Below are 7,419 nucleotides of genomic sequence, written 5' to 3' on the forward strand. Positions count from 1 at the left end.
TGCTTTTTGCTTTGAAAGCCAGATGGCGCCAATTTCTTCATAAAATGGTATAATATGAAAAGAATAACGGAGGAAATGAAATGGCAAAAACAAGATTATACTTGGTTCGTCATGGCAAAACCATGTTTAATACTATCGGCCGGGCTCAAGGCTGGTCTGATACCCCTTTGACTGAAGTCGGGGAACGTGGCATTCATGAGTTGGGCATTGGCTTGAGAGAAGCTGGGCTTGATTTCAAATTGGCCCGTTCCAGCGACAGCGGCCGAACTATTCAGACCATGGGCATTATTCTAGAGGAGCTAGGATTGACAGGACAGATTCCTTATACCTTTGACAAACGGATTCGCGAATGGTGCTTTGGCAGTTTTGATGGAGGTTATGATGGAGAGCTCTTTATGGGTGTGATGCCCCGGGTTTTCAACATTGAGCATGTCCATCAGCTCAGCTATGCTGAGCTAGCAGAAGGTCTTGTAGAAGTCGATACAGCAGGCTGGGCAGAAAACTGGGAAAAGCTCAGTGGCCGAATCTGTGAAGGTTTTTCAACCATAGCTGAGGAGCTGGAAGCTGCTGGCGGCGGCAATGCTCTTGTAGTCAGCCACGGCATGACCATCGGAACCTTTGTCTATCTAATCAATCGAACTCGGCCTCATGGTTTGGACAATGGCAGTGTGACGGTTGTCGACTATGAAGATGGTAAATTCACAGTAGCTTGCGTCGGAGACATGTCTTATCGAGAGGCCGGTGCCAAAGTAATGGAGGAAGAAGTTGAAGCGCGCTAAACATCGCAAAGAAAAGAGAAAATCGAAGTCTAAAAAGATTGGGTTGACACTTTTGCTGTTAATCGTCTTGTGTCTGGCAGCTGGAGGAACGGCGGTTTATTTCCGTCCGTCCTTGTTACAAGATCTGCTTGCAAAGATTCAGTTTTCGGGTTCGTCTAGCAGTTCTGCTAATAAGGGCTCTTCTAGCTCAGAGAGTTCACAGTCTGATTTGCCCAAGGTGTCTTCTACTGACTGGAATTTGATTTTAGTCAATCGTGACAACCAGCAAGAAGAAAAGACACCTGATCTAACTCAGATTGGAGAGGTCCAGGTCGACAGCCGCATTGCTGAAAATACTCGGCAATTCCTAGCAGCAGCCCAGGCGATAGCTCCTGAAGAAACTTTAATCTCTGGTTATCGCAGCCGAGCTGAGCAGGAGGAACTCTATAACGAAAAAGTTGCTGGGGAAGTCGCCAAAGGCTTGTCAAATGAAGAAGCAGTCAGCATCGTGCTAAAGCAAGTGCAGCTTCCAGGAGCAAGTGAGCATCAAACGGGCTTGGCTATTGATATGAGTGTCCCAGAAGGTCAGGAGGATGAACTAGCAGCCAAAATTGCTGAGCTAGCTCCGCAATATGGATTTGTCCTTCGCTATCCGGATGGCAAGAGTGATGTTACTGGAGTTGATTTTGAGAACTGGCATTACCGCTATGTCGGTGTGGAGAATGCCCAGTATATGCAGAAGCATAATCTGGTTCTGGAAGAATATATTGCTCTGCTTAAAGCAGCCGGGAAATAAACAAGTAAGTCAGGTTTTCCTGGCTTTTTTTATGCTGATTTATCAGGATGCAGGTCTCTAATCCTTTTAGCTTCTGATTAAATCAACTACAAGTATTGAAAGATAAAAATGAATCACTTTCTGTAAAAATATTTATAAATCCTTGACAACTATATCGGACTGCGATATAATTTTTATATCAAGGTTCGATATATCGAGGTGAAAGTGAGATCAAAAGATGAGCGGGTTGACAGAAAAGCTTAGGAGAGTCTATGTGCCAATGACAGAGACAGGTTTTTATATTCTTTTCTGTCTTCAGCGAGAGAGGCATGGTTACAGTATTACTCAAAAAGTCAAGGAGCTGACAGAAGGACAGCTATCTATCAGCCCGGGAACCATGTACGGGACCTTGGCAAAGATGGAAAAAGATGGTCTGATTGCCTTTGTTCGTGAGGAAGAAAAGAGAAAGCTCTATTCTATCACGGAGCTTGGGAAGCAGATTTTAGAGTTGGAAATCCAGCGGATTGAGCGCCTTTACCGCAATAGTAAGGAGGAAGTTTGATGGAAAAGAAAATTGTCTATAAAATCTTTACCATTGCAGACTATGACAGAGAAGCAGCTTATTTTAAAAAAATGCATAGTCAAGGCTGGAAATTAAAAAAAGTAAGTTATTCTCCCTTTCTTGTTGCGGTTCGCTATACTTTTGAAGTCTGTCCTCCTCAGGAAGTGGCCTATCAATTAGATTTTCGCCCCATGAAGAAGGCGGAGCAAGAATCCTATTATCAACTGTTTGAGGATTGTGGCTGGGAGCATATTACAAACTTTAATCAGTTTTCTTATTTCTGCAAGCCAGTTTCTCAGCTTGATGCAGACAGCGATCTTGAAATCTATAATGACGCATGGTCTAAGCTAGAAATGGTCAAGCGTCTGCTTGTATGGCGGTTTTTACCAGCCATCATGGCTTTGTGTGTCACGACTTATCTCATTCTAGATATTGCCCAGAAAAGTTTGAAAGCAAGTCTATTATTCAAATCAATCTTAGCAATAGACTGTCTTATATTGCTCATTCTGTTCTGTCAGCTGGTCCATATTGCCTTGCGTTTTTGGAAAATGAGGCAGGAACTGAAAGATTGATTGCGGTTTTGTTAAATACTGTTATGAAAGCGAGGAAAACAATGAAAAAGACGATTATTGAAGTGCAAGGCTTGAAAAAGAAGTTCAAGGAACAAGAAGCCTTAGCAGGAATTGATTTTTCCATCCGAGAGGGAGAGATTTTTGGCTTCCTAGGGCCGTCTGGATCTGGTAAAACCACGACTATCAATATTTTGACTGGTCAGTTGTCTGCAGATGCTGGATCAGCTCATGTGCTGTCTGCACCGGTTGAGGATTTGAAGGCAGAAGTCCTAGAGCAGATAGGGATTGTCAGCGATGGCAGCGGTTTTTATGAAAAGATGTCACTTTATAAGAATCTCAAGGCTTATGCTATGCTCTTTGGGGTTAAGATGGCAGAAGTTGATGAACTTCTTCAAAAAGTGGGCCTCTATGATAGTCGCAACAAGGTGGCGGAAAAATTATCTACCGGTATGAAGCAGCGGATGTTATTGGTGCGTGCCTTGATTAATCGACCTAAACTGCTCTTCTTGGATGAGCCGACCAGTGGTTTGGATCCGTCAACCTCTCGCACCATTCATGAATTACTGCTGGAACTAAAAGCGCAGGGAACAACTATTTTCCTAACCACTCATGATATGCAGGAAGCTACCCTCTTGTGTGATCGCTTGGCCTTGCTAAGTAAAGGGAAACTAGTCGAAGTGGGTAGTCCGCATGAGATTATTCAGAAGTACAATACGGATAAGAAGGTTCGTTTAGAATATGTAGACTTGACGACTAAGACGGTGGCCTTTGAGGAACTGCAAGGAGGCTTGGATTTGTCCAATGTTATCAGTATTCATTCCTGCGAACCAACTCTTGAAGATGTTTTCATCACTTTGACAGGAGGTACCTTAAATGTCTAATAAATTAAAAGGTATGATTTGGCTGAGAGGTCAAGTGACACTAGCTAATAAAAGTATCCTATTGCAGGTTTTTATGCCGATTTTCCTCATTTTTCTCTATAAATTTATTTTTTCTCTGAATGGAGCAGGTAAGGAAATTGGAGCGGATAAACTAGCTACTATGTTGCTTACTATCTCTCTTCCTTTCTCTCTAGCCATGTCAGTTGGAACACCCATTATCATCATCCTAGCTGAGGAAAGAGAAAAACATAATTTGCAAAGTTTGCGCTTGGCTGGTGTGACAGCTGGTCAATATATTCTCTCCGCTTTAATTTGGCCAGCGATTATTGGAATTTTTTATATCGTCATTACCCCAATTTTTGTAGGAGCTAAGCTTTCTAATCATCTGTTTAGCTATAGTTTGGTTCTCCTATTGACCATGCTGGTCTTAATTTTCTTCTTTTTAATGGTTGGTCTGTTTTGTAAAAATCAGGTCATGGCACAATCCCTTAGTGTACCAGCCATGCTCTTGGCGGCATTTATTCCTATGTTTTCAAATATGAGCGAGGAGTTATTTAAGGTGCTGCGTTATAGCTTTATGGGCCTCTTTAGTAGTTATATGAAAGATTGGTCTCATTTCCATTTATGGAGCAGAGAATTTTTGGCTCTGCTAGTTTGGTTGCTTCTTTTTGCAGGAATTTCTTTCTATTTGATGCGCCATTTGCAAATCCTGGAGGATTAATCTAGGTCGCTAGACTGATTTTTAGCACTCTTGTAAAAAGAGTGCTAATTTTTTGAGTTTTTGTCTTGACTTTGGTGTGGAAGAGTGTATAATAGAATCATGAGTTAGCACTCGAGGCTGTTGAGTGCTAATCGACAGCAGAATCTTGATTGGAGGTGATGCCGTGGTCACGGAGCGTCAAAATGAGATTTTGAATTTGATTATTGATATCTTTACCAAGACTCACGAGCCAGTCGGCTCCAAAGCCCTGCAGGATTCCATCAATTCCAGCAGTGCCACTATCCGAAATGATATGGCGGCTTTGGAAAAGCAGGGGCTTCTGGAAAAGGCGCATACGTCCAGCGGCCGTAAGCCTAGTGTGGCTGGTTTTCAATACTTTGTCAAGCATTCTCTGTCCTTTGATCGTCTCGCTGAGAATGAACTCTATGAGGTTATCAAAGCCTTTGACCATGAGTTTTTCAACTTGGAGGACATTCTTCAACAGGCAGCGGATCTTTTGACCAAGCTCAGTGGATGCACGGTTGTTGCACTGGATGTAGAACCCAGTCGGCAGCGCTTGACAGCTTTTGATATCGTTGTGCTCAGTCAGCATACGGCTCTGGCAGTCTTCACCCTGGATGAGTCCAATACTATCACCAGTCAGTTTATGATTCCGCGCAACTTCCTAAAAGAAGACCTGGATAGGCTTAAAGGCCTGGTAAGGGAGCGGTTCTTGGGTCAGACAGTGCTGGACATCCATTACAAGATTCGGACGGAAATTCCGCAGATTATCCAACGCTATTTCACTACGACGGACAATGTCATCCAGCTCTTTGAGCATATCTTTGGTGATATTTTCAAGGAAAATGTGATTCTGTCTGGCAAGGTTCAGCTTTTGGAATTTTCAGATCTGACGGCTTATCAGTTTTTTGATGACCCGCAGAAAGTAGCCTTTGAAATTCGCGATAGTTTGGCTGAAGATCAGATGCAAAGCGTGCGCGTGGCAGACAGTAGAGAAAACTGTTTGGCTGATTTAACGCTAATTTCCAGCAAATTCTTGATTCCTTATCGAGGCTTTGGGGTGTTGGCAGTTGTCGGTCCGGTCAATCTTGACTACCAACGGTTGGTCAGTCAGATGAATGTCGTCAACCGCGTACTGACCATGAAACTGACCGACTTCTATCGCTATCTGAGCAGTAATCACTACGAAGTCCACTAAATATAGTATAAATATTCCTAAAAAGGAGGTGCCTTGTGGCAAAGCATAAACAAGAAGAACATCCAGAAGATGTGGAAGTAAAAGAGGAAGCTGTAGAAGCAGCTGAGCAAGCTGAATCAGCAAGCCCTGAAAAATCAGAATTAGAACTAGCTAATGAGCGAGCAGAAGATTTTGAAAACAAATATCTCCGTGCTCATGCAGAAATGCAGAACATCCAGCGCCGGGCAAATGAAGAACGCCAGCAGCTGCAAAGATACCGCAGCCAAGACTTGGCAAAAGCTATCTTGCCTTCGATAGATAATCTGGAGCGCGCACTTGCAGTTGAAGGTCTGACAGACGATGTCAAAAAAGGACTGGAAATGGTGCAGGAAAGCTTGATTCATGCTCTCAAAGAAGAGGGGATCGAAGAAATCTCAGCTGACGGAGCTTTTGACCATAACTATCACATGGCCATTCAAACCGTTCCAGCTGACGATGAGCACCCAGCTGACACTATAGCGCAGGTCTTCCAAAAAGGCTACAAACTTCATGACCGTATCCTTAGACCGGCTATGGTGGTTGTTTATAACTAGGAGGTAAGTCAGAAATCTTTGATTTCGTTGACGCACCCCCGCAAGGGTGATTAGGCTGGTCACGAGCGTTTGCGAAGTGAACTGCCAATCAGCTACTGCGTATAATTTCGACTTCTCGTGTCATAACTTACATAATAGAAAACTTGTCCGAAACGACAATAAACTATGAAAGAAGAAAACATTCGTTCAGCTTTGCTTTTAACGAGCTAAGCGAACCAAAGAAGAGTATCAAAAAGAAAATAGAATATAAAATTTAAGGAGCAAAACACATGTCTAAAATTATTGGTATTGACTTAGGTACAACAAACTCAGCAGTTGCAGTTCTTGAAGGAACTGAAAGCAAAATCATCGCAAACCCAGAAGGAAACCGTACAACTCCATCTGTAGTCTCATTCAAAAACGGCGAAATCATCGTTGGTGACGCTGCAAAACGTCAAGCAGTCACAAACCCAGATACAGTTATCTCTATCAAATCTAAAATGGGAACTTCTGAAAAAGTTTCTGCTAACGGAAAAGAATACACTCCACAAGAAATCTCAGCTATGATTCTTCAATACTTGAAAGGTTATGCTGAAGACTACCTTGGTGAAAAAGTAACTAAAGCAGTTATCACAGTTCCAGCTTACTTTAACGATGCTCAACGTCAAGCAACTAAAGACGCTGGTAAAATCGCTGGTCTTGAAGTAGAACGTATCGTCAACGAACCAACTGCAGCAGCCCTTGCTTACGGTTTGGACAAGACTGATAAAGAAGAAAAAATCTTGGTATTTGACCTTGGTGGTGGTACATTCGACGTTTCTATCCTTGAATTGGGTGACGGTGTCTTCGACGTATTGTCAACTGCAGGGGACAACAAACTTGGTGGTGACGACTTTGACCAAAAAATCATCGACCACTTGGTAGCAGAATTCAAGAAAGAAAACGGTATTGACTTGTCTACTGACAAGATGGCAATGCAACGTTTGAAAGATGCAGCTGAAAAAGCGAAGAAAGACCTTTCTGGTGTAACTTCAACTCAAATCAGCTTGCCATTTATCACTGCTGGTGAAGCTGGACCTCTTCACTTGGAAATGACTTTGACTCGTGCGAAATTTGACGATTTGACTCGTGACCTTGTAGAACGTACAAAAGTTCCAGTTCGTCAAGCCCTTTCAGATGCAGGTTTGAGCTTGTCAGAAATCGACGAAGTTATCCTTGTTGGTGGTTCAACTCGTATCCCAGCCGTTGTAGAAGCTGTTAAAGCTGAAACTGGTAAAGAACCAAACAAATCAGTAAACCCTGATGAAGTAGTTGCTATGGGTGCTGCTATCCAAGGTGGTGTCATCACTGGTGATGTTAAAGACGTTGTCCTTCTTGACGTAACACCATTGTCACTTGGTA

At 42.8% G+C, this 7,419-nt stretch carries 9 protein-coding genes; all 9 read left to right on the forward strand.

What is annotated here, in order from left to right; all coding sequences use genetic code 11:
- Positions 1 to 80: 80 nt before the first annotated feature.
- Positions 81 to 779, forward strand: a complete 699-nt coding sequence (locus tag RYK49_RS03900; protein ID WP_314831066.1) for a histidine phosphatase family protein — start codon at positions 81 to 83, stop codon at positions 777 to 779.
- Complete coding sequence (locus tag RYK49_RS03905) at positions 766 to 1,554, forward strand: M15 family metallopeptidase (protein ID WP_314831067.1); 789 nt, start codon at positions 766 to 768, stop codon at positions 1,552 to 1,554. The genes RYK49_RS03900 and RYK49_RS03905 overlap by 14 nt, the downstream gene beginning before the upstream one ends.
- 217 nt (positions 1,555 to 1,771) lie before the next feature.
- Complete coding sequence (locus tag RYK49_RS03910) at positions 1,772 to 2,095, forward strand: PadR family transcriptional regulator (protein WP_314831068.1); 324 nt, start codon at positions 1,772 to 1,774, stop codon at positions 2,093 to 2,095.
- A complete protein-coding gene (locus tag RYK49_RS03915) occupies positions 2,095 to 2,667 on the forward strand; it encodes a DUF2812 domain-containing protein (RefSeq protein ID WP_314864915.1) in 573 nt (190 codons plus the stop codon). Before RYK49_RS03910 ends, RYK49_RS03915 begins: the two co-directional genes overlap by 1 nt.
- A 23-nt stretch (positions 2,668 to 2,690) precedes the next feature.
- Complete coding sequence (locus tag RYK49_RS03920; protein ID WP_032916319.1) at positions 2,691 to 3,548, forward strand: ABC transporter ATP-binding protein; 858 nt, start codon at positions 2,691 to 2,693, stop codon at positions 3,546 to 3,548.
- Positions 3,541 to 4,269: an ABC transporter permease gene (locus RYK49_RS03925; protein ID WP_314831071.1), complete on the forward strand. Its 729-nt coding sequence runs from the start codon at positions 3,541 to 3,543 to the stop codon at positions 4,267 to 4,269. Before RYK49_RS03920 ends, RYK49_RS03925 begins: the two co-directional genes overlap by 8 nt.
- Before the next feature lie 163 nt (positions 4,270 to 4,432).
- On the forward strand, positions 4,433 to 5,467 hold the full coding sequence (gene hrcA / locus RYK49_RS03930; protein ID WP_223315062.1) for a heat-inducible transcriptional repressor HrcA: 1,035 nt from the start codon (positions 4,433 to 4,435) through the stop codon (positions 5,465 to 5,467).
- A 35-nt stretch (positions 5,468 to 5,502) separates the two neighbouring features.
- Positions 5,503 to 6,039: a nucleotide exchange factor GrpE gene (grpE, locus tag RYK49_RS03935; RefSeq protein ID WP_314831072.1), complete on the forward strand. Its 537-nt coding sequence runs from the start codon at positions 5,503 to 5,505 to the stop codon at positions 6,037 to 6,039.
- Between the two features lie 269 nt (positions 6,040 to 6,308).
- On the forward strand, positions 6,309 to 7,419 hold a 1,111-nt coding region (gene dnaK / locus RYK49_RS03940; RefSeq protein ID WP_314864917.1), incomplete at its 3' end, for a molecular chaperone DnaK.

It is taken from the genome of uncultured Streptococcus sp. (genome assembly GCF_963525625.1).
Taxonomy (GTDB): Bacteria; Bacillota; Bacilli; order Lactobacillales; family Streptococcaceae; genus Streptococcus.

Bases quoted from the DNA above. Each gene is read 5' to 3' on its own strand.
- RYK49_RS03920 (WP_032916319.1), top strand. From the start codon at position 2,691: ATGAAAGCGAGGAAAACAATGAAAAAGACGATTATTGAAGTGCAAGGC.
- RYK49_RS03900 (WP_314831066.1), top strand. From the start codon at position 81: ATGGCAAAAACAAGATTATACTTGGTTCGTCATGGCAAAACCATGTTT.
- RYK49_RS03915 (WP_314864915.1), top strand. From the start codon at position 2,095: ATGGAAAAGAAAATTGTCTATAAAATCTTTACCATTGCAGACTATGAC.
- RYK49_RS03910 (WP_314831068.1), top strand. From the start codon at position 1,772: ATGAGCGGGTTGACAGAAAAGCTTAGGAGAGTCTATGTGCCAATGACA.
- RYK49_RS03925 (WP_314831071.1), top strand. From the start codon at position 3,541: ATGTCTAATAAATTAAAAGGTATGATTTGGCTGAGAGGTCAAGTGACA.